Origin of the sequence: Anaerocolumna xylanovorans DSM 12503, assembly GCF_900143645.1 — a bacterium.
Classification (GTDB): domain Bacteria; phylum Bacillota; class Clostridia; order Lachnospirales; family Lachnospiraceae; genus Anaerocolumna; species Anaerocolumna xylanovorans.
On the sequence record NZ_FRFD01000003.1, the window covers coordinates 226,304 to 244,902 of the forward strand.

The following is an 18,599-nucleotide window of genomic DNA, read 5'->3' on the forward strand; positions in this document are numbered from 1 at the left end:
AAGCGCTTAAGTACTACTTAAGCAGAGTATAAATTATTCATTATAGCCAATTGTGTTGGCGTGAGGATTTAACGGATATCCAAGAACGGGATAGTGTGAATTATTGAAAAACATAATTCACACCCTGATTGGTGGCAGTGCTGCATCTGCAAGCAGACGCAGCATGTAATGGGAGCTAGTGTGAAAATTAAAAGACAATTTTCACACACAAGTTTGCGCCTGCGGTCTAAAGTTTGCAGGTACAGGAAAGGCATGAATATTAACATGACGAAACGAAAAGCATCGGTACTGATATCAGCGTTTTTGTGGGGCGGAGGACAGTTCTTTATAGGGAAGCAAAGAGTAAAAGGTCTCCTGCTTTTTTGTATAGAGATTATTTTGCTTAGCATTGAAGGCTTTTCCGGATATTGGCTGGATTATTTCGCAGGCAATATCAGAAATTTTAGAATTGGAATATATGGCGGTTTTTTTACCAGAGGTATCTGGGGACTTACTACGCTGGGAGACAAAGCGGGGGCAAGGTACGGGGATCATTCCACTATGCTTATGATAGAGGGTATTATCAGTGTGATGGTGCTTGCACTCTTTTTGCTGATATATATCTGGAATCTACGGGATGCTTATTTTACCGGTAAAGAGATAGATACAAAGGGGGTATATACCACCTCGAAGGAATATCTAAAGCATACCCTAAGCAAATCCTTTCCCTATATCATTCTGACCCCGGTAATTATCCTGGTGGCATTTATGGTACTGATGCCGATACTGTTTTCCTTTCTGACAGCCTTTACGAATTATAATAAGAACCACCTGCCGCCGGCAAGCCTTATAGACTGGGTGGGCTTTTCAAACTTTGTAAAGCTGTTCAAAGTACCGATATGGTCGGGAACCTTCTTCTCGGTACTGTTATGGACCGTCATATGGTCCCTGCTTACAACCTTTACCACTTATTTTTTCGGGATGTTTCAGGCGGTACTGTTAAACAGCAAACATGTAAAAGCAAAATCACTTTACCGGAGTATTATGATTCTTCCCTGGGCAATTCCCCAGATGATAAGCCTCCTGGTATTTAAGAATCTCTTAAACGGACAGTTTGGTCCCTTAGGGCAGTTTTTAATCGACATTGGGGTGACGAATAAGAGAATTCCATTTTTAACGGACCCCTTTCTGGCAAAAGTAACCGTTGTGCTCGTGAATCTCTGGATGGGATTTCCCATGTTCATGATTATGATACAGGGTATCCTTTCTAACATTGACAAGAGTTTATACGAGGCAGCCCAGATAGACGGCGGCGGAGATCTCCAGGTATTTAAAAAGATAACCCTTCCCCTGGTCTTTCAGGCAACAGGACCACTGTTAGTTATGAATCTTGCAGGGAACTTTAACGGATTCGGATCTATTTACTTCTTAACAGAAGGCGGACCGGTCAATCCCAATTACCAGCTTGCCGGAGACACGGATATTCTGATTTCATGGATTTATAAATTGACCTTGAACAATCAGATCTATGATATGGCTGCAGTCATGTGTATCATACTCTTCTTACTGGTAGGAAGCGTATCCTTCTGGAACTTTAAGAGAAGCAGTGCTTTTAAGGAGGTGTAGGAAATGAAAAGTAAGAAGAAAAGTCCAACCAGGATACTGAAGGCGGTTTTAGTAAATGCAGAGCTTATAATAACCTCCCTGATTGTTCTGATACCTGTAATATGGATTGTAATGTCCTCCTTTCATAAGGGAACAGGCCTTACCGGGTCCTCCTTAATACCAAAGCACCTAACCTTGCAGAATTATGTTCGTTTATTTCAGGAAACAGACTATATGATATGGTTTCGGAACAGTCTTTCCATTGCAGTACTAAATGCAGTTGTATCCGTTATCCTGATTTTGATAACGGCGTGGGTGGTTTCCCGGTTTCAGTTTAAGGGAAGAAAATCAGGGCTTATGGCAATGCTGATATTATCCATGTTTCCCAGCTTCTTATCCATGACGGCAATCTATACCCTTTTTATTACCTTTGGATTAAATAAGAGCCCTTTGTCGCTTGTCCTGGTTTATTCGGCGGGAGCTATTCCCTATAATGTATGGCTGGTCAAAGGGTATCTTGACGGAGTGCCGACTTCTCTCGATGAGGCAGCTTACATAGACGGAAGTTCTAAAATCAACACCTTCCTTAAGATTATAATTCCTATGGCAAAGCCGATTATTGTTTACTGTGCCGTTGCCCAATTCATGGCACCCTGGATGGATTATATTCTTCCCAACCTCCTGTTTACGGGGACCAATACGAAGACCATCGCAGTGGGGCTGTATGCTATGATAACCGGAAATGAAAACTCTTACTTTACAACCTTTGCAGCGGGAGCAGTACTAATTGCCATACCAATTACGATCCTTTATCTCTTATTCCAGAAATATTTGGTGGAAGGTATAGCAGCAGGAGCCAATAAAGGATAAAGAGATCTGAAATTATAAAGAAAAGAGGCATTATAAAATGAAAAAAACTCTGTCATTACTTCTAATCGTTACCATGATAGCAATGCTTGGCGGGTGTAAAAGGCAGCTTCCGCCGGAGGAAGCACCTGCAAATCAAACAACAGCGGATACGAAAACAACTGACACGAATACATCAGACACAAAAGCCACAGATGCCGCAGCCACAGCACCGGGAGATGAGGATACCGCACTGGTTCCGGAGGAAGGTGCAAAGCTCCTGTTCTGGACAGGGGACTTAGAATTTGGCAAGGCAGTAGCCGAGAAGTTCCAGGCAAAATACAATGTGCCGGTTACGGTAGAAGAAGTGGGACTTGGCGCCATTGATAAGATATCCTTAAGCGGTCCGGCAGGTACCGGAGCAGATGTCTTTATGAGTCCCCATGATTCTTTTCAGCATGGAGTTTCGGCAGGTCTGTTTTTACCGTTGGAGGATTCTGTTGCAGGCACCCTAACAGAGAGGGTAAATGAGGTAGGTATTAAAACAGTAACTTCCGATGGGAAGCTGTATGGAGTGCCGGTATCCTTAGAGACCAGCTGTTTATTCTACAACAAGGATATTGTGGGGGATGAACCTGCGGGGACCTTGGAAGAAATCATGGAAAAGGCGAAGTCTTTTAATAATACGGACAAAAATGAATTCTATTTCCTTAGCACCATTGGTGACGGGTATAAGATTTATCCTTTCTTAAGCGCAGAGGGCTTTCGTCTCTTTGGCAAGGATGGACTTGATAATGACAATCCGGGCTTTGACACCGATGAATTTGAGGGAGGGCTTGACCTTATTAAGCAGCTTCACGATATCGTGCCGGTAAGCTCAACGGACCTTGGTAATGTCAGTTTCTTAAGAAGCCAGTTTGAAGACGGTAAGGTAGCCTATGAGATATCAGGTCCCTGGGATATCAAGGAATTTAAGAGCAGCGGAGTAAACTTTGGCGTAACCTCTCTTCCTACCTATAAAGGAAAACCTATGACTCCCTTTGCCGGAGTGCAGAATGCGCATGTATCTGCCTTTAGCAAATATCCAAAGGCCGCACAGCTTTTAGCACAGTTTTTAGTAAGTGATGAAGGGGCAGAACTTTTGTATGAAAAGGCAAATAAAATTACAACGCTAAAAGATGTCAGCAATATCAAGGGACTTCAGGCGGATGAGTATATAACGCCTTTTGTGGATCAGTTCGCCAATTCCTACCCTATGCCTTCCGTACAGCGTATATCCTTCTATTGGACCATATCCGCAGGTGTGTGCCAGGCAGTCTTTGACGGTACCCTGACACCGGAAGAAGGAAGAGAGAAGGCAGTCTCGGACTGGAAGACCATGCTTACAACCGAATAGGAAAACTACAAGAGACACTACAACAGAAAGGCAGAAAAACAGCATGAATTTAGAAGCAATCAATCATACTCCAAAGAGCAGCGATGCTCATGCCTACGGAGAAAATACAATGCATATACGTCTTCGGACAGCAAAAGACGATGCTCTTAGGATAGAGCTGGTATACGGTATCAAATACGACTGGATGAATTATAAGACAGTCCCGATGAAGAAGATACTAACGGATAATCTCTATGATTATTATCAGGCGAATCTTGAGCTCACAGATACACGGATTGGCTATTATTTTAAAATAGAAGGAAAAGAAGAAAGCTTTTGCTATACAGAGGGCGGATTTTTAGAGAAGTTTCCCGATGATATGTCCTATTGCTATTTCTTTCAGTATCCTTACATCAATAAAGCAGATGTACATAGGGAACCGGTTTGGGTAAAGGACGCCGTATTTTATCAGATTTTTGTGGAACGTTTTTTTAACGGTGATGAACAGAATTCACCTAAGGACCTGGTACCCTGGGATTCCGAGCCAAAGCCAAAGAGTTTTTTCGGCGGTGATTTAAAGGGAATTCTAATGAAACTTGATTATCTGGCGGAGCTTGGAATTAACGGCTTATATCTGACGCCCATCTTTGAATCGCCCTCCAATCACAAGTATGATACGGTGGATTACAGAGAGATTGACAAGTATTTTGGGGATAAGGAGGTCTTTGGAGAGCTGGTCAGAAAATCCCACGAAAAGGGGATAAAGATAATTCTCGATGCCGTCTTTAACCATTGCAGTGACAGCTTTGCGCCCTTTAAGGATGTAAAAGAAAAGGGAAAAGCATCTCCTTACCATGATTGGTTTTTTATAGAAGATTACCCTTTGAGTAAGAATCCTTTGAACTATCAAGCCTTTGGATATATTTCTTATATGCCGAAATTAAACACTTCCAATAAAGAAGTGAAGAAATATCTTTTTGACACCGTAAGATACTGGATGGAGGAATTCGATATTGACGGCTGGAGGCTGGATGTATCGGATGAAATCGACCACTGCTTCTGGAGAGAATTCCGAAATACCGTAAAGGGTATCAAAGAGGATGCGATTATTATCGGTGAGAACTGGCACAATGCCTATCCTTGGCTTATGGGAGATCAGTTTGACAGCGTGATGAATTATCCGGTAACCAAGCTGTGCATGGATTACTTTGCCAGAAATATTATTGGAGCGAAGGAGTTTGAGAAGGGACTTGCTACCTTGTTAATGAGATATGCAGACCAGGTAAATGAGGCCATGCTAAACTTTTTAGACAGCCATGATACAGAGAGATTCCTTTATACCTGCAAAGAGAATAAAGGATATCTTATGAATGCCGCAGCCTTTTTGTTTAGCTATATAGGAATCCCCTGTACCTATTACGGAACGGAAATCGGAATGACGGGAGCTTATGATCCGGGCTGCAGAAGGGGCTTTGACTGGGAGAGGGAGCATTGGGATAAGGTTTTGTATGACTTTTATAAGAAGCTTATCCAAATCCGCAAAGAAGAAAAAGCATTAAAGCATGGTACTATCAGCTTTCACAGCGAGAATAATCTCTTTATTATGAAACGAAGCTTTGAGAAAGAAACTATCTATGTAGTTATCAATAATACAGAAGAAGATAAGCTATTTGAACTGCCTGAAAAAGAGAATGCAATTGTAAAAGAGTTACTAAGCGGTGCAGAAACCCGGGTGGAAAAAGTGGCTGGAAGATTTTTAATACCTGCTGTATCCTCCCTTTATCTGAAAACCGTTTAAATAAAAAGAAGGAAGGTAAAGTTATGAAAAATTTATGGAAAAAAGTAATGGTAGTTTTACTTGCAGCGATTGTAATCACTTCCGGGTCCGGTTTACAGGCACAGGCTGCCGGTAATAAGGTTACAATTCATGTAAAGGACGGAGCAGAATGGGGAAGCATGAATGTCTATAACTGGGGTGATGCCGGTGAAACAGCAGGAGTATGGCCGGGAACAGCTATGGAAGAAGAAGGGGACGGATGGTATACCTATACCTTTGATGCCACTGTGAACTTAAACCTTGTATTTAGTGCAAAGTCCGGAACACCTCAATCCGGTAATGTAAATGATGTATCCAAAGACGGTAAGGAATATTGGATTGTTGTAGGCGGAGAAGCTGCGGATAATGACATGGGAGTATCCGGCACGGAAGCTGTACTCTATACAGAGCCCGAAGAAGGCTGGCCGGCACTTGCAGCAGCTGAAGCTGCTGCTGATAAATCAACAGAGAAGTCAACTGCAGCAGCATCCGATGATGCAGTAAAAGATGTTCCTAAGACAGGAGAATCTTTCAGTGTTCTTCCTATCGTACTTATGGCAGGGGCTGTAGTAGTTTATGGTATTGCTTCCGTTCATAGCAAAAAGAGCAGAGCATAATATATAATATATTGTAAAGAGATTTTTATTTCATTACACTGTGGTTATAGAGGCAAATATAACTACAGTGTAATTTTTATGTTAAAGAACAGAGATATTGCTCTGTTACTCTTTGTAATATCCCGACTTATTGAGGGTGTACCAATCTAAAACAGTATTTTCCGGCTTTGCGTTCAATAGCAACAGGATTTCTTTTGCAAATTCTAAAGTTGCAGAGCCATTAGCCGTAATTATATTAGAATCGCAGACAGACTGCTTTTCGATAAAATTCTGTTCTCCATCATAAAAAAGATGACAGCTATATGTCACCTTTTATAGTAAGTATTCATTTTATCTAACCGGGGCAGAAGGCTTAAGGCTCTTGGTATTTGTATTATTAAGGCAAATAATGTATAATTACTTTTGCATAAAAGATTTATTTTCGATTGTGTTCAATGTTGTACATGGTTACGAAAGGATACTACAGATGGAATATGGAATGCCGACATTAATTGAATTTGATACATTAAGAGAAAATGCAGAGCTGTGTCATGACCTGGGACTTAAGTTTATTGAGCTTAATATGAATTTGCCTCAATATACGGAAGAATCATTTCAAAACATAAGCTATCTTGCGGAGTTGTCGAAAGAATATGGGATATACTATACCATCCATCTGGATGAGAATCTGAATGTATGTGATTTTAATAACCGGGTGGCAAAGGCATATGAAGAAACCGTATATGAAACTTTAAGAGCGGCCATAAGGCTTGGAGTACCATTGCTTAATATGCACATGCATAAAGGAATTTACATTACCCTTCCGGATAAAAAGGTATATCTGTTTGAAAAACACAAGGATATTTATTTTAAAAAGCTGGAACAATTCCGTAACCGGTGCGAGGAGATTATAGGAAGCAAAAACCTTACGGTATCCGTTGAAAATACGGACGGATATCAGCCTTTTCAAAAAGAAGGAATCGAATTGCTGCTTAAAAGCCCTGCATTTACCTTGACTTGGGATATTGGGCATTCCCATGCAGCAGACGGCATAGATGAAGAATTTCTTCTGGACCATCAGAAGCGGCTAAAGCATTTTCACATTCATGATGCTATAGAAAAGAAAAACCATCTTACCTTAGGAACAGGAGAGATAAATCTTTCTGAAAAGCTCTCCATTGCAGAAAATACCGGGAGCAGGTGCGTATTAGAGACTAAAACAGCTGTAAGCCTTAAGGAATCTGTGAAATGGCTGAAGGAGAGAGCGCTTTTCTAAGACTTTTATTCTAAATTGATTCCAAATCATTCTTGACAAAACCAGGCATACTGTATATAGTGTATATATACAGTATGCCTGGTTTTGATATACAGTTGTAATGAAAAAAGAAAAGGAGTGATAGATTGGATATATTCATCAGTAATTCGTCCAATGTGCCAATATATGATCAGATATGTAAGAGTATCAAGGATTTGATTGTATCAGGAAAGTTAGAAAGCGGAGAAGCTCTTCCTTCTATCCGTAATTTGGCAAAGGACTTGCGTATCAGTGTTATCACCACAAAAAGGGCTTATGAAGAATTGGAAAGAGAAGGCTATATCGATACCATACCGGGAAAAGGCTGCTTTGTTGCAACAAGAGGAATTGAGCTGTTAAAGGAAGCAAATCTAATAAAAATCGAAGAGCATATGCAAAGTATTGCGAAGCTGGCTGTTTCCTGCAATCTGGCCAATGAAGACCTGGTTGAGATGTTTCGGACACTTTTAAAAGAGGATATTTAAGAAGAGATATCATATAAGAAAGGATAGATCAAAATGAATGCATTGGAAGTTAAAAATCTTAGTAAAACCTATAAGGGTTTCAACTTAAGCAATGTCAGCTTTACACTTCCCAAGGGATGTATTATGGGACTTATTGGGGAGAATGGTGCCGGTAAAAGTACGACCATTAAGCTGATTATGAATACTATCAGAAGAGACGGCGGAGAGATAACAGTGCTGGGGAAGGATAATACCAAAGACTTTAAAGAAACCAAGGAAGACATCGGCATCGTACTGGATGAAGCTTATTATCCCGAGCAAATGACAGTCCTCCAGATTAATAAATTCTTAAAATACAGTTATAAAAATTGGGAGGAAGACAGGTTTTTTAATTATTTGAAGAATTTTAAGCTGCCGGAGAAAAAAGCCTTCAAGGAATTTTCCAGGGGGATGAAGATGAAGCTTGCTATTGCTGCGGCTATGTCCCATAAAGCAAAGCTTTTAATTTTAGATGAAGCTACCAGTGGACTGGACCCGATGGCAAGGGATGAAATACTGGATATATTTTATGAATATACCAGGGATGAGGAGCATACGATTCTTATTTCCTCCCATATTGTATCGGATTTGGAAAAGCTTTGTGATTATATTACCTTTCTCCATAACGGTAAGCTGCTCTTTAGTGAGGAAAAGGACCGTTTGTTGGAAGAATATGCCATTATGCATTGCAGCAAAGAGGATTTGAGAAATATACCAAAAGAAAAGATTTTAGGTAAGAGGACTTCTGCTTACGGGGCAGACCTGTTAGTAAAAAGAAGCAATGGATTTAAGCAATATCCTTTGGATAAAGCAGGAATTGAAGATATCATTCTATTAATGATCAAGGAGGGCGTTGCATAATGAAAGGTTTGTTATTAAAAGATTGGTATGTATTATTAAAACAGGGAAGAATTATGCTCGTATGCATCGCTTTGTATGCGGTACTTGCAGCAGGAGGCAATGAGGGAATGGGGTTTTTTGCTGTTCTTTTTGTCGCCATGCTTCCCTTCTGGGTTATAGGTATAGATGAACGGAATAAGTGGGATAATCTAGCGGCTGCAATGCCTTATGAGAAGAAAGAAATTGTCTTAAGCCGTTATATACTGGTAGGGTCAGGGCTTATTGTACTGATAGCCTTGTATCTGATAGCCAGCCTTGCAAAAGGGCTGTTAATGCCCCAGGCAGAAGCATCCTTTCATTGGCAATATATCATCAGTATAATAGCAATCGGGCTTATTTACGCTGCCATTAATTTACCGGTTATTTTCCGCTTGGGGGTGGAAAAGGCCAGACTATGGTTTATTATAATAACCGGCGGTATTGCGGGGGGACTTGGGGTATACTATAGCAGTCATTCAGAGGGAAGCAGCAAAGTAACGCACTTTTTATCAACAAACCTCTGGTTCGTCATGGTTCTTGCAATCCTGTTATTTTTACTGTCCGGTGCTATATCCGTCCGTTTGTATGAAAAGAGAGAGTTTTGACAGGTATTCATACTAATTCCTTAATACATCCGTCTGTTTCCATTTGCCGGAGAAGTAAAAGGACATGGAAAGGATAGCGGCTGCAATCCAGCCGATAGGCCAGGAGGCCCATATTCCATTGGTTCCGAATATAGGAGCAAGGGTATAAGAAAGTACCACTCTTAGAAATAAGTCGGTCAGAGTCGCTGCCATAAACTGTCCCATGGAACCGGCGCCTCGCAGCACACCGTCTGCCAGGAGTTTTACAGAGATAATAAAGTAAAAGGGAGCGGCAATCTGCAGAAAATGAATACCGGTGGCAAGTCCTAAGGAACTGTCTACCTTAAAAAAGGACATAAGCTGGCTCCCGAAAAAGGTATAGGATATTACAAAGGGCAGACAGATGGCTAGAACCATGCCAATACCGCTATGAAAGCCCTTTTTTATCCTGCCGTAATCTCTGGCACCGACGTTTTGGGCAGTAAAGCTGGACATTCCGTTGGCAAGGGTTGACAGCGAGGTTATGGCAAAGGTATTTAGCTTAATAGCGGCGGAAAAACCGGCAATAACCGATGTGCCATAGCGGTTAATAAGATTTTGCACGATGATATTTCCGATGGATATAAAGCTTTGCTGTAAAATGCTCGGACCCGCTACCCGTGAGATCTGCCATAAAACAGTAAAAGAGAAACGGGGATAAGTCTCTACTTTGATTTGCTTTAACCTTACTGCCAGTGTAATGAGTGACAGGATACAGGCAGTACCCTGTGCAATGAAGGTAGCCCAGGCAACACCGGCAACGCCAAGGTGCAGATAACCCACAAACAAAAGGCATAAGAGGATATTTGCCACGGAAGAACCTATGAGAAAATATAATGGCGTATTAGAATCCCCAAGAGAAGTAAAGATACCCGTTGCTACGTTGTATAAAAAGAGAAAGACAAAGCCTCCTATATAGATTTTAAGAAATAAAGAACTGTCCTTAAAGATATCCCCAGGCGTCTGAATCAGCCTCATCATAGGATCGGATATAAGAAGTCCTATCACAGTAAGAACAATGGATAGAACAAGGGTTGTAACTAAAGTAGTGGAAATGGCTGTTTTACATTTGGCATATTCTTTTCTTCCGAAAAGCTGGGAGATAATAACGGAGCAGCCGATGTTGCAGCCAAAGGCGATAGCCATGAATACCATTGTTATAGGATAGGAAGCGCCAACGGCAGCCAGGGCATTTTCCCCGGCAAACTTGCCGGCTATTATACTGTCTGATAAACTGTACATTTGCTGGAATATAACACTGATAAACATAGGAATAGAGAATTGGATCAGAACCTTACCGGGACTTCCTTTGGTCAAATCTTTTATCATACAAACTCCTTTTGTGAATATATAATTGAAAATTAATTTTTTTTGGGATTTTCTCTTGTTTCTTGACACGCATTTCATTATAGTATTCTTAAAACCATTTGTAAAATAGTAAAATGCGTCCATATCCATAGAGAAAAGGAATGGATAGAAAGGAATATATGAAGGTCAATCTGGAACATTATAAGATCTTTTACTTTGTGGCAAAGAATAAGAGCATAACAGCGGCAGCAAAAGAGCTTTATTTATCCCAGCCCACGATTAGCAAATATATTCAGAATCTTGAAAAAGAACTTGGAATGATACTTTTTATCCGCTCCAAAAAGGGAGTGGTATTAACTCCCGAAGCAGAAATGCTATACGAGCATGTATCAAAGGCTTACCGGCACATTGATCTGGCAGAAGAAGAACTGATGAACCGGAGAGAGTTGCAAGAGGGAATACTGCATATAGGAGCCAGTGAGATGACCATGCAGCATTTCCTTTTATCCTACCTGGAAAAATATAAGACATGGTATCCGAATATCCGGTTAAAGATATCTAACTGCTCCACGCCTTCTGCCGTTGAGAAGCTTCGGAATGGAATCATAGATATGGCTGTAATCATAACGCCCATGGAAGCGGAGGATTTAAATATTTATAAGTTAAAAGCCTTTAAAGATGTATTCATAGCAAAGAAAGGACATCCGCTGTGTGAAGGCAGGGTTTCTTTAAGAGAGCTTTGCTGCTATCCTTTTGTCTGCTTGGAAAAAGGAACCATCAGCAGAAAATATCTGGAGGAGTTGTTTTTGGCCGAAGGGGAAGGATTAGTTCCGGATATTGAACTGGCCTCAACGGATTTAATTGCACCCGCTGTAGCATATGGCCTTGGGATTGGCTTCGTTCCTTATAATTTTGCCGCTGCGGCAATAAGGGAAGGGACAGTTGAACTGATTGATGTGGCGGAGTCCTTGCAGGAAAGATATATCTGTGCAGTTACACTGAATTCACGTCCCCTGTCATCAGCCGCACAGAAAATGATGAAGCTGCTTATAGAAAGAGAAGAAGGTTTCAGATAAAGACAAACTGGACCATGACCATATAGACAATCGTGCCCCCTGCTATACTTAGCAGGGTATTTCTTTTCCATATATGAAGAAACAGGATTGACAGGACAGCGGCGGCTTCCGGCATGCCATGGGGAAAAGAAAGGAAGGAAACTCCTTTCAGGCAGTAAACGACTAAAAGACCGATAATAGCACTTGGCAGTACCTTGCCAAGGTAAGTTATGTAAGCAGGCGGAGTTTTCTTTTCGGGAAACAAAAGAAAGGGCAGAAACCTTGTAAGCATTGTTCCAAGAGCAATAGCAAATATAATAATAAGAGCCTGGATGGGTGTTAAGTACATGAGGGGATGTCTCCTTTGCGGAATTTTCGGTAAAGACTAAGCACGAAAAGTATTAGCAGCATGGAAGGGATGATAAAGTTTCCGGTGCCAAAGAGCATTAAGCATATTATTGAGCAGGCAATACCGGTTACAGCAGAAAAGTGATTCTTACCCTCCATCCATTGTTCAAGGAATATTACAATAAACAGGGCAGTCAGGACAAAGTCAAGTCCCTTGGTATTAAACTGTATGGCACTGCCAAACAGTCCGCCCAGGGTGGACGCCGTAACCCAATAAAAATAATCCAGGAAGGACACAAAGAAATAAAAAGCAGCCCTGTCCACACCTTCGGGAGGTTCTTTGCTGTTGACAATAGAAAAGGTTTCATCGCACAGTACATATATCAAAAATGGTTTCACCTTGCCGATGCCTTTGTATTTTTCCAGCATGGATAATCCATAAAATAAATGCCTGGCATTGACCATGAGAGCCATATAAAGGGCTTGCAGAGGGGCGAAGGGGCTGGTAAGCAAGGTTACGGCAACGAACTGCATACTGCCGCAAAATGCAATGGAGCTCATCAGAAAGGACCAAATAGGACCATAGCCGTTAGCACTCATTAAAAGTCCATAAGCAAATCCAAGAAAAGCAAAGCCGGTCAGTATGGGGAGAGTATTGGGAAAAGCGGCTAAAAAGGCGCTTTGATATTTATGCCGTTGGTTCATAGAGCGGCTCCTTTCAGTGTTTTTTGCAGCAGCATGGTACAGTGCCACAATGCCCTGCAAGAACAATTTTAAAATTATTAAAAAGGTTTGTCAATAAATTTGGAGCTATATGTCATATTGCTGTATGTTTGTCGGAATATATAAAAGAAATTATGTAAAACATATAATATAGCGATTGACAAAAACGTTTTCGCATGATATAGTATAGTTACAAAAACGTTTTTGAAATGATATTTCAGGTGGAGGTCTATTATGAGGAAAAAATTATTAGCTATTGCAATGTGTCTCGTGTTAGTAGCAGCATCTTTTGCAGGATGCAGTAAGAGCGACAACAAAGATGCAACAAATGCAGCAGCAACATCTGAACCTACAAAAGCAACATCTGATTCAGATGCCGGTAAGACAGAAAATACAGGTGAAAAAATCACTATCACAGTTACCAAATGGGGCGAAGTAACAGAAAATGATGTAGAAACCAAACTTATTGATGAATTCAATAAGACTAATGACAAGAATATTGAAGTGAAGCTGGATGTAGTACCCGGAGACGGCTATGGTGACCGTCTGACAACCTCTTTTTCCTCCGGTGAGGGATATGATATCTTCTTATCCGGCGAAGGTGACTTTTATAAATGGGTCGATAAAGGGCTTGCCAGTAATTTAAACGACCTGATTAAGGCAGACAGCTCATTTGCAAACAATATGACAGAATCCATTTACAATATGGGTAAAATCAATGATGGACAGTATTACTTAGTAAAAGACTATAATCCGATGTGCCTGTGGTATAACAAGGATATGTTTGACGCCGCCAAGGTAGAGTATCCAAATGCAAACTGGACTTGGGATGATTTATATGCAGCAGCACAGAAGCTGACAACCAAGAATGATGACGGAACCTTTAAGACTTTTGGCTTCCAGGCACAATCCTGGGCATATGCAGTATCCTGTTACTTAGAATCTAAAGGCTTATCCTATATCAGTACAGACGGAAAAACAGCAGACGGCTACTTTAACAGCCCGGATATGGCAAAAGCCCTTGACTGGTATTTCGGAATGGCAGACGGCGAAACAAGAGTATCTCCTACAACTGCAGATACTGATACTTACGGTGACGGAACATCCATGATGGTAAGCGGCAAACTTGCTATGTTCATTTCCGGCGGATGGGTAAAATCCTCCTTAGAAAGCGCAGGAACCAACTATGGTACTGCATTAATCCCCGGAAACCATACATCCTATATCTGTGCAGCCGGTTATACTATCGGCTCACGCTGCAAACATCCGGAGGCAGCCTGGGAAGTATTAAAGATGTTAACAGGTGAAAAAGCCTCTGAATTAAGAACACAGTATGAAGCCGTATTGCCTACTTCAAAGACTCAGCTGGATAAATTGGCGGCAACCTTTACAGATGACCAGAAAGCATTATTGCAGACACTGGATTACGGTGTACAGCCAATCGGTTTAAGAGGAGCTTTAGGCAGCAAGATTAACGAGATTTTATCCAATACCTTTGACCGCGTTGTCTTTAAAGACGGTAAAACACAGGATATTCTAAATGAGGAATTAAACGGCATCAAATAAATGAATGAATAAATAACAGGACTTAGGTGTCAGGAGTTTTTCTTAAAAATTTATACGAGCTTTAAGAAAATTCCTGGCACTTCTTTCAAGAAAAGAAAAGGAAGAGGTTATGATGAAAAAGGAAAACAAAAAGAAAGCAACTGCTTCACAAAAACGGGAGAATAGACAGGGCTATCTGTATGTTATGCCATGGATATTGGGATTTTTCCTTTTTACCCTGATCCCCATGTTGTTTTCGTTAGTATTGTCTTTGTGTAATTGGGATATTGTAACAGGACTTAAAACTGTTAATTTTGTTGGAATTGATAATTATAAGAATTTATTTCAGGATAGGGATTTCTTAAGATCTTTGAAGGTTACCTTTAAGTTCTGCCTGATATCCATACCTTTTTATCAGATAATATCATTGGCTGTTGCGCTGATGTTAAATATGAATATAAAGTTTATGAAGACTTTCCGTCTGATATATTTCCTGCCTTCCATTATTCCGGTCATCGCTTCCACCATGATATGGTCGCAGATATTCGGGGAATCAGGACTTTTAAATCAGGCATTAAGGCTTTTTAAAGTACAGGGACCTGCATGGCTGAATAATCCCAGAACTTCTTTATATGCCCTTATCATTATGGGGGTATGGGGTATCGGAAACACTATGATAATCTATCTGTCAGGGTTGCAGGGAGTAAATGAGGAGCTTAAGGAGGCAGCAAAAATTGACGGCGCCAAAAGCCACCAGATATTCTTCCGTATTACGATTCCTATGATTTCACCCACTATTTTCTTTAATGTGGTTATGGCAATTATCGGCTCCTTCCAATACTTTACGCAGGCTTACGTTATGACAGAGGGCGGACCGCTAAAATCCACATTGTTTTATAATCTCTATTTGTACATCAAGGCTTATAAGGACTATGAGATGGGCTATGCCTCTGCTATGGCATGGGTTATGTTTGCAATTATTATGATATTAACGCTGATTGTAATTAAGAGCTCCAGCTTCTGGGTTTACTATCAGAATGACGATAAGATTTAGGGAGGCAAGAATGAAAAACACAAAACTGTTTACCGGATTGGCCATGCTCCTTCTGTTGGCAGGTGCCGTCCTGATTATGGTGCCTTTGGTGTGGACTGTATGTATGGCTTTAAAGCCGGACAGCGAGATTTATTTAAAGAGCTTTTTCCCAAGTACTCCTGTCTTTGGGAACTTTAAAAGAGCTCTGACATCCATCGACTTTACCAGGTATTTATGGAATACCGTGAAAATATTAATACCGAATCTTATTGGTACTATCATTACCTCTGCTATTGTTGCCTATGGTTTCTCCAGATTTAACTTTAAGGGAAAAAGGGTGTGGTTTTTGATATTGTTAGCGACCATGATGCTGCCGGGTCAGGTTACAATGATACCCCAGTATCTGATTTTTCGCCAGCTTGGATGGGTTAATACTGCAAAACCGCTTATTATTCCGGCATTTTTCGGAGGAGGAGCTTTTTATATCTTCCTGTTAAGGCAGTATATGTCCGGTATCCCCAAGGATTTTGACGAAGCCGCAAGAATTGACGGAGCCAGTTCTCTTAGAATCTTTTCAAAAGTCATCATGCCTATGTGCAAGCCCGTACTTACGGCAGTCGGTATCTTTACATTTATGGGAGTCTGGAATGACTTTAACGGCCCCCTGATTTATTTATATGACAGCAAGAAATTTACCCTGGCCCTGGGATTATCCTTTTTTAAAGGACTCTATACCAGCAAATGGAACCTGTTGATGGCTGCGACCTTAGTCGTTATGCTTCCTATCCTGATTTTGTTCTTTGTTGCACAGGATTACATCATTGACGGTATTTCTATATCATCCGGTACAAAAGGTTAATTAGGAGGAATTATATGTATAGCGTAAAGACAAAGAGCACTAAACCTATGTATGTCTGCTCAAATGAACGAATTAAATTAATCGGAACCATAGACGGATATTTTCCTGACTTCGGACATCATCTGGAAAAGGAGATGGGAGGGCTGTGGCTTCATCCGATTAAGCTTTTAGACGGCTTTTGGCTGAAATTCACGGACCATACCAGTTCTACCGTGGATAGTTATATCCTGTCTGATGGCTTCGAGAATTTTCCCCATAAGAATGTTTTTTATTATGGCAATTCTTTAGGACATACGCCGGTAACTATAAAAAGAACCCAACTGGCACCCCTTAACTTAAATGGAATTATTATCACATATGAATTTGTAAACAGAAGCAGCACCGTAAGACAGTTATCGGCCTCCTTCCTGGCAAGAACGGATCTGTCACCGGTATGGCTATCGGAAGAAGCAGGTATCTATGACGGCAGAGCCGATGAAATGGAATATCTTCCGGAGGCTTCCGGGTATTATGCGAAGGATTCTGATAACCCCTGGCATTTAATGATTGGCAGTAATGTAAAAGAAGATAACAGCAGGATCGGGCAGTTTTTCGGGCCGGAAATCACAAGCGGAAGGGGAATAAGCCTGGCTTTGGATTATTCCTTTGCTCTGAAAGAAGGAGAAAGCAAAACCCTGCAATTCTTTGCCACCGGCTCGGACTGCTCTAAAGAGGAATGTTTCGAACAGTTCCAAAGAATCCGAAGCGGGGAAGATTTTGAAGCGGAAAAGATAGAGCATTACCGTAAAATCACAGAGCAGGCAAAGCTTAAGGTAGGAGATACAGACTTTGAGACGGTTTTTGACTGGATTAAGATTAACACAGATTGGCTGATAGTAGATACTTCAAAATACGGCAGGGCAATTGCGGCCGGAATACCGGAATATCCATGGTGGTTTGGCTGTGACAGCTTTTATACACTGCAAGGGGTACTGGCCCTGGGGGATTTTAAACTGTGCAGGGATACCTTAAGCCTTCTTTTAAATTATTCCAGGCAGTTAAACGGCAACGGAAGGATTGTCCATGAGATTACAACCAACGGCTGCTCGCCCAATTTAGGCAATACACAGGAAACAGCACACTTTATATCAGCACTCTGGAAGTACTATGAATGGACGAAAGATGAGGATTTCTTACGGGAAGCCTATGACTATGTGAAGCTCAGCATCAAATGGCTGTTAGAGCAGGATGATGATAAGGATTATTTTCCCACCGGATATGGAATTATTGAAATTGCCGGTCTTAACATGGAGATGATTGATTCTGCCGTATATACAGCAGAAGCTTATGAATGTTATGCAAAAATGTGTGACCTGATAGGAGAGAAAGAAGAAAGCAAAATATTTGCAGAGTTAGCAGAAAAGACGAAAGAAGCAATTAATACGAAGTTCTGGGAAGAAGAAACCGGCTTGTATTGTGATGCCCATGCTTCAAACGCTGCAGTTAACAAAAAGCGGGACATTATCATCGGTCAGCTAAAGGAAGCAAAAAACAGCGAGGCAAAGGAATATGTAAAGAGAATACTGGCGGAAAGAGAAGGCCAGGCAGAAGAGGAGTGCGGCTGGCTCCTGAACCGCAACTGGATCATCAATACCCCTATGGAGACTGGGATAGCACCAAAGGATAAGGCAGAGCGGGCACTTAAGAAGCTGCATACTTCCCAGTTTATCGGAACCTATGGAATGTACCTGGATGGCTTAAAGCAGGATGCCACCATGACCATATCCACCGGCGTTATGGCAGCAGCGCAGGCCAGATACGGATACAGTGACCGGGCTTTGGAACTGCTTGAAAGAATGTTTGCAAGCTTTTCTAAAAGTACCCCGGGTTCCATTTCAGAGATGTCACCGGATTATGGCTGCTTTGTCCAGGCATGGACGACTTATGCCGCAGTCGTTCCCGTCGTGAATTATTTCTTTGGAATACAGCCTCATGCATACGAGAATGTGATTTCCTTTGAACCTTCTATGCCGGAAAAATGGAAGAAGGCGTCCCTTGAAAAAATCCGTGTATTGGACGGTGAGCTGGATATATTTTATGAAAATAATAACGGAAAGAAAATCTTCCGTGTAAGAAATACCTCAAGTGCAAAGCTTGTAATAAAAGAGGAAGCAGATTATCAGGTGATAGATTGAAAAATGCATTGCACTTTTTAAATTTCCTAGAAAAGAGG

17 protein-coding genes are annotated in these 18,599 nt (G+C 41.2%); 14 read left to right on the top strand and 3 right to left on the bottom strand.

Annotated features, from left to right (window positions below):
* Positions 1 to 252: 252 nt before the first annotated feature.
* The 9 genes from BUF11_RS01055 to BUF11_RS01095 all read left to right on the top strand — a co-directional run bounded on the left by BUF11_RS01055 (position 253) and on the right by BUF11_RS01095 (position 9,498).
* Positions 253 to 1,605, top strand: coding sequence for a carbohydrate ABC transporter permease (locus BUF11_RS01055; RefSeq protein ID WP_242952290.1), 1,353 nt, complete (start codon positions 253 to 255; stop codon positions 1,603 to 1,605).
* Between the two features lie 3 nt (positions 1,606 to 1,608).
* Positions 1,609 to 2,454 (top strand): sugar ABC transporter permease, encoded by an 846-nt coding sequence (locus BUF11_RS01060; protein WP_073586959.1) that lies wholly within the window; start codon positions 1,609 to 1,611, stop codon positions 2,452 to 2,454.
* A gap of 37 nt (positions 2,455 to 2,491) precedes the next feature.
* Positions 2,492 to 3,826, top strand: a complete 1,335-nt coding sequence (locus BUF11_RS01065; protein WP_073586960.1) for a maltose ABC transporter substrate-binding protein — start codon at positions 2,492 to 2,494, stop codon at positions 3,824 to 3,826.
* Positions 3,827 to 3,869: 43 nt separating this feature from the next.
* Complete coding sequence (locus tag BUF11_RS01070) at positions 3,870 to 5,603, top strand: glycoside hydrolase family 13 protein (RefSeq protein ID WP_073586961.1); 1,734 nt, start codon at positions 3,870 to 3,872, stop codon at positions 5,601 to 5,603.
* A 23-nt stretch (positions 5,604 to 5,626) separates the two neighbouring features.
* On the top strand, positions 5,627 to 6,238 hold the full coding sequence (locus BUF11_RS01075; RefSeq protein WP_073586962.1) for a starch-binding protein: 612 nt from the start codon (positions 5,627 to 5,629) through the stop codon (positions 6,236 to 6,238).
* A 466-nt stretch (positions 6,239 to 6,704) separates the two neighbouring features.
* Positions 6,705 to 7,493, top strand: coding sequence for a sugar phosphate isomerase/epimerase family protein (locus BUF11_RS01080; protein WP_073586963.1), 789 nt, complete (start codon positions 6,705 to 6,707; stop codon positions 7,491 to 7,493).
* A gap of 125 nt (positions 7,494 to 7,618) precedes the next feature.
* A complete protein-coding gene (locus BUF11_RS01085) occupies positions 7,619 to 7,996 on the top strand; it encodes a GntR family transcriptional regulator (RefSeq protein WP_073586964.1) in 378 nt (125 codons plus the stop codon).
* Positions 7,997 to 8,029: 33 nt separating this feature from the next.
* Positions 8,030 to 8,875, top strand: a complete 846-nt coding sequence (locus BUF11_RS01090; protein ID WP_073586965.1) for an ABC transporter ATP-binding protein — start codon at positions 8,030 to 8,032, stop codon at positions 8,873 to 8,875.
* Complete coding sequence (locus BUF11_RS01095) at positions 8,875 to 9,498, top strand: ABC-2 transporter permease (protein WP_073586966.1); 624 nt, start codon at positions 8,875 to 8,877, stop codon at positions 9,496 to 9,498. The genes BUF11_RS01090 and BUF11_RS01095 overlap by 1 nt, the downstream gene beginning before the upstream one ends.
* Positions 9,499 to 9,510: 12 nt before the next feature.
* Here BUF11_RS01095 and BUF11_RS01100 read toward each other — a convergent pair whose 3' ends face one another.
* Positions 9,511 to 10,845 (bottom strand): MATE family efflux transporter, encoded by a 1,335-nt coding sequence (locus BUF11_RS01100; protein WP_073586967.1) that lies wholly within the window; start codon positions 10,843 to 10,845, stop codon positions 9,511 to 9,513.
* A 140-nt stretch (positions 10,846 to 10,985) separates the two neighbouring features.
* On the opposite strand from BUF11_RS01100, the gene BUF11_RS01105 reads away from it, so the two are divergent.
* Entirely contained in the window at positions 10,986 to 11,900 is a 915-nt protein-coding gene (locus tag BUF11_RS01105) for a LysR family transcriptional regulator (protein ID WP_084558394.1), read from the top strand.
* Here BUF11_RS01105 and BUF11_RS01110 read toward each other — a convergent pair.
* Together BUF11_RS01110 and BUF11_RS01115 are read right to left on the bottom strand one after the other, a co-directional pair.
* A complete protein-coding gene (locus BUF11_RS01110) occupies positions 11,893 to 12,228 on the bottom strand; it encodes a branched-chain amino acid transporter permease (protein WP_073586968.1) in 336 nt (111 codons plus the stop codon). The two genes, BUF11_RS01105 and BUF11_RS01110, sit on opposite strands and share 8 nt — an antisense overlap.
* Entirely contained in the window at positions 12,219 to 12,932 is a 714-nt protein-coding gene (locus BUF11_RS01115) for an AzlC family ABC transporter permease (RefSeq protein WP_073586969.1), read from the bottom strand. Before BUF11_RS01115 ends, BUF11_RS01110 begins: the two co-directional genes overlap by 10 nt.
* 252 nt (positions 12,933 to 13,184) lie before the next feature.
* Here BUF11_RS01115 and BUF11_RS01120 point away from each other — a divergent pair, with 252 nt between their 5' ends.
* The 4 genes from BUF11_RS01120 to BUF11_RS01135 all read left to right on the top strand — a co-directional run bounded on the left by BUF11_RS01120 (position 13,185) and on the right by BUF11_RS01135 (position 18,561).
* Positions 13,185 to 14,516, top strand: coding sequence for an ABC transporter substrate-binding protein (locus tag BUF11_RS01120; protein ID WP_084558395.1), 1,332 nt, complete (start codon positions 13,185 to 13,187; stop codon positions 14,514 to 14,516).
* Positions 14,517 to 14,625: 109 nt separating this feature from the next.
* Positions 14,626 to 15,549: a carbohydrate ABC transporter permease gene (locus BUF11_RS01125; protein ID WP_207665460.1), complete on the top strand. Its 924-nt coding sequence runs from the start codon at positions 14,626 to 14,628 to the stop codon at positions 15,547 to 15,549.
* Between the two features lie 10 nt (positions 15,550 to 15,559).
* A complete protein-coding gene (locus tag BUF11_RS01130) occupies positions 15,560 to 16,387 on the top strand; it encodes a carbohydrate ABC transporter permease (RefSeq protein ID WP_139243238.1) in 828 nt (275 codons plus the stop codon).
* A gap of 14 nt (positions 16,388 to 16,401) precedes the next feature.
* Positions 16,402 to 18,561 (top strand): amylo-alpha-1,6-glucosidase, encoded by a 2,160-nt coding sequence (locus BUF11_RS01135; RefSeq protein WP_073586972.1) that lies wholly within the window; start codon positions 16,402 to 16,404, stop codon positions 18,559 to 18,561.
* Positions 18,562 to 18,599: the final 38 nt, after the last annotated feature.

Coding starts and splice junctions, on each gene's coding strand:
- BUF11_RS01055 (WP_242952290.1), top strand. CDS start 253: ATGAATATTAACATGACGAAACGAAAAGCATCGGTACTGATATCAGCG.
- BUF11_RS01060 (WP_073586959.1), top strand. CDS start 1,609: ATGAAAAGTAAGAAGAAAAGTCCAACCAGGATACTGAAGGCGGTTTTA.
- BUF11_RS01065 (WP_073586960.1), top strand. CDS start 2,492: ATGAAAAAAACTCTGTCATTACTTCTAATCGTTACCATGATAGCAATG.
- BUF11_RS01070 (WP_073586961.1), top strand. CDS start 3,870: ATGAATTTAGAAGCAATCAATCATACTCCAAAGAGCAGCGATGCTCAT.
- BUF11_RS01075 (WP_073586962.1), top strand. CDS start 5,627: ATGAAAAATTTATGGAAAAAAGTAATGGTAGTTTTACTTGCAGCGATT.
- BUF11_RS01080 (WP_073586963.1), top strand. CDS start 6,705: ATGGAATATGGAATGCCGACATTAATTGAATTTGATACATTAAGAGAA.
- BUF11_RS01090 (WP_073586965.1), top strand. CDS start 8,030: ATGAATGCATTGGAAGTTAAAAATCTTAGTAAAACCTATAAGGGTTTC.
- BUF11_RS01095 (WP_073586966.1), top strand. CDS start 8,875: ATGAAAGGTTTGTTATTAAAAGATTGGTATGTATTATTAAAACAGGGA.
- BUF11_RS01100 (WP_073586967.1), bottom strand. CDS start 10,845: ATGATAAAAGATTTGACCAAAGGAAGTCCCGGTAAGGTTCTGATCCAA.
- BUF11_RS01105 (WP_084558394.1), top strand. CDS start 10,986: ATGGATAGAAAGGAATATATGAAGGTCAATCTGGAACATTATAAGATC.
- BUF11_RS01110 (WP_073586968.1), bottom strand. CDS start 12,228: ATGTACTTAACACCCATCCAGGCTCTTATTATTATATTTGCTATTGCT.
- BUF11_RS01115 (WP_073586969.1), bottom strand. CDS start 12,932: ATGAACCAACGGCATAAATATCAAAGCGCCTTTTTAGCCGCTTTTCCC.
- BUF11_RS01120 (WP_084558395.1), top strand. CDS start 13,185: ATGAGGAAAAAATTATTAGCTATTGCAATGTGTCTCGTGTTAGTAGCA.
- BUF11_RS01125 (WP_207665460.1), top strand. CDS start 14,626: ATGATGAAAAAGGAAAACAAAAAGAAAGCAACTGCTTCACAAAAACGG.
- BUF11_RS01130 (WP_139243238.1), top strand. CDS start 15,560: ATGAAAAACACAAAACTGTTTACCGGATTGGCCATGCTCCTTCTGTTG.
- BUF11_RS01135 (WP_073586972.1), top strand. CDS start 16,402: ATGTATAGCGTAAAGACAAAGAGCACTAAACCTATGTATGTCTGCTCA.